We start from the raw sequence: 1,782 nt of genomic DNA, 5'->3' as shown, positions 1-1,782 counted from the left end.
ATTCTTGCTGATCGTCGGAGTCTGGAGCAGTAACGGGGTTTTCGCGTCCCCAAAGGAAAAGCAAGTGAACGCAAGAAACAGCAGAGACGACAGAACCAGTTTTGCAAGAACGGACTTAGTCACAGTAACCTCCCGGGATGCTGGCGGCCCAGTAGGCGATCATTTCCATTTAGCGTCGAAGTCGGCCGTCTCTATACTTAACGATATTCGAGCCCCATTTCTTTCAGCTTCGCGCGCAGGCCGTAAATATCCAGGCCCAGCTCCCCTTTAGCGAGCCGCTCGCGAACCACATCTTCCTTGTCCACGCGCTGTTTCGATGCCGCGGCTACTTTACCCGCCTCCGCTCGTTTGACCACTACCACGCCATCATCATCCGCGACAATCACGTCGCCCGGATCGATCGCCGCACCGGCGCACACAATCGGAACATTCACCGAGCCAAGTGTAGCTTTCACCGTGCCTTGTGAATGCACGGCGCGGCTCCAGACCGGAAACTTCATCTGAGTAAGCGGACCAACATCGCGGACGCCTGCTTCGATCACGAGGGCTTTTGCGCCGTGAGCGCGAAGCGAGGTGCCAAGAAGTTCGCCGAAATAACCGTCGGTGCAGGGCGATGTGGGAGCCACCACCAGAATGCTGCCCGGCGTGCACATTTCCACCGCCACATGGATCATCAAATTGTCGCCCGGCGGCAACGAAACGGTCACCGCGCTTCCGGCAATCGCCGCACCGGCATAAATCGGGCGCATATAAGATGCCAGTAGTCCGATGCGCCCCTGTGCCTCGTGGACCGTCGATACGCCATACTTTTCGAGCGCGGCCACCGCAGTTTGGTCCGGCTGTTCGATGTGCCTCACTACGACCGCGTTGCTCATGACAGTTCCTCGGTTACATGCGGGAAGACGCGCTGATGCGCTTCCACATACTGGACTCTCTCGATCGCCGTTTTCTTTCTATTAGCCACAAAAATAGCCTCTCAGAGACTCAGGTTGGAATTCTAGACGGTGCGAAAGCGCGGCGTCAATCGCTGCACCAGCGCGGGGCCCGGAACTTGGATTCTACGCCAGACCCAGACTCCGCTCCGCTTGAACCCAACGGCTCGCATGCGGATAAACGCGCCGCGCGTTGATGACATAGACCCGGTCCTTGTCGCCGGCGTTCAGCTTCGAATCGTCGACATAGCGCCGCGTGTTGTCGTAATGATCGCGCGTCTCATCATTAACCACGCCGGGGAACGCACCGTCGCATTCCGAGCCGAACAGGATGTTGTCGAGCGGGACCGCGTCAAATAACATCTGCATGTTGAGCCGATTGTATACGCAGGTATCGACGAAAACGTTGCCCTTGCCGAGGAGTTCGTCCGGGCTGGCCCAACTGTTGTACTTCGCGATCGCCCTCCAACGCCCGATCTGGCAGGGCAACGCGCCGCCCGCATGCGGGATCAGAAAGCGCAGACGCGGAAAATCCCGGAACAGATCTTTCGCCATCATGAGCTGCACGAAGCCCGTAATGTCGGCGACCAGATATTGAACGGCCGTATGCGGAAAGTTCTTGTTGATCGATTCGCTCCCGTGCAGCACCAGCGGCACATCCAGGTTCTGCGCCGCCTCGAAAACCGCGTAATTGTGCTTTCCGGTAAAAGGTTGGTTCTGCCAGCGGCCGCCGGTGCCATCGGGATCGAAATTGAACGCGATGAAACCCTCCTTGGTCCAACGCTCGATCTGTTTCGCCACCTGCTCGGATGGACACGAAGGATGTTGTCCGAGCATGCCCACCGGCGCA

2 protein-coding genes are annotated in these 1,782 nt (G+C 58.2%); both read right to left on the bottom strand.

Annotated elements, in window-relative coordinates; translation table 11 throughout:
- Positions 1 to 197: 197 nt before the first annotated feature.
- A complete protein-coding gene (locus tag VGK48_03510; GenBank protein ID HEY2380230.1) occupies positions 198 to 875 on the bottom strand; it encodes a 4-carboxy-4-hydroxy-2-oxoadipate aldolase/oxaloacetate decarboxylase in 678 nt (225 codons plus the stop codon).
- Between the two features lie 183 nt (positions 876 to 1,058).
- Positions 1,059 to 1,782: amidohydrolase family protein (locus VGK48_03505; GenBank protein HEY2380229.1), on the bottom strand; the 724-nt coding region annotated here is incomplete at its 5' end.

Source organism: Terriglobia bacterium, from assembly GCA_036496425.1.
Lineage (GTDB): Bacteria > Acidobacteriota > Terriglobia > 20CM-2-55-15 > 20CM-2-55-15 > 20CM-2-55-15.
Note: the sequence above shows the minus strand (reverse complement) of the source record. Positions and strands in the feature narration are given on the sequence as shown.

Bases quoted from the DNA above. Each gene is read 5' to 3' on its own strand.
- VGK48_03510 (HEY2380230.1), bottom strand. From the start codon at position 875: ATGAGCAACGCGGTCGTAGTGAGGCACATCGAACAGCCGGACCAAACT.